We start from the raw sequence: 853 nt of genomic DNA, 5'->3' as shown, positions 1-853 counted from the left end.
ACTGGACTCGTACTCATTGGACGCCTTAATCAACGCACCGCCTCCGAAACGAGAGATATGATAATAAAATTGCTAACGCCGTTTAAAAAGATGGTTAAAAGCATCACCTTTGATAATGGGATGGAATTTAATTATCATCATGCGATTGAGCATTATTTAAATACTACCGTATACTTTGCGGAGCCTTATAAAAGCTGGCAAAGAGGTACAAATGAAAACACCAATGGCTTAATACGTCAGTTTATACCAAAGTCAGCGGCCATTTCATTAGTTGACGACGAACAGATAAAGAAAATACAATATCTATTGAACACACGCCCAAGAAAACGGCATAAGTTTAAAAGCCCTGCCTCCTTTTATTCGAAGGAGTTAAGACAAATTGCACTTCATGGTGTAATCTAGGATTTATTCACATCACTCATTGAACATTCTTCGTATGATGCTTGGCTTTTTGCGTTACTTTTTCTTCGTCCCATTCTTGATCGGCTTTAATTTGAGCTAATGCATTTCGGGTTTCACCATTTTGGCATAAGTTATATGAAGCATCGGTAAGTTCGGTAAATGGTTTTATTTTTTCGATAAAATCATTAAAATCATTATTAAAATCAGCATACACTCGTTGTAATTCAGCAAATACTTCGGTATCAGTCATCTCAATACGTTGTTTAGACATCTCTTCAGAAATTGATTGAAGATATTCTTTAAATGTATCAAATTCTTGAATTTTGGCCCGATCAATTTCCTTATTGTCAGAAAATTCTAAAATATTAGGGCGTGTTGATCTTTCGTGATTATTTTTTAGACGGCATGATGTGAGTTATAATAATTCTGCAAAAAACAACCATAACTCGAT

The 853-nt window shown here is 34.8% G+C and carries 2 protein-coding genes; one reads left to right on the top strand and one right to left on the bottom strand.

Features of this window, described 5'->3' with window-relative positions; all coding sequences use genetic code 11:
- Positions 1–402 (top strand): IS30 family transposase (locus B9N71_RS11820; protein ID WP_143422140.1); only part of this gene is annotated, 402 nt, incomplete at its 5' end.
- Positions 403–418: 16 nt separating this feature from the next.
- Here the strand turns inward: B9N71_RS11820 and B9N71_RS11815 are convergent.
- Positions 419–673 (bottom strand): hypothetical protein, encoded by a 255-nt coding sequence (locus tag B9N71_RS11815; protein WP_085166054.1) that lies wholly within the window; start codon positions 671–673, stop codon positions 419–421.
- Positions 674–853 lie beyond the last annotated feature (180 nt).

This window comes from Gilliamella bombi, from assembly GCF_900103255.1.
Lineage (GTDB): Bacteria > Pseudomonadota > Gammaproteobacteria > Enterobacterales > Orbaceae > Gilliamella > Gilliamella bombi.
The sequence above is the reverse complement of the archived record's forward strand: the minus strand, read 5'-3'. Positions and strand labels throughout refer to the sequence as shown.

Bases quoted from the DNA above. Each gene is read 5' to 3' on its own strand.
- B9N71_RS11815 (WP_085166054.1), bottom strand. From the start codon at position 673: ATGTCTAAACAACGTATTGAGATGACTGATACCGAAGTATTTGCTGAA.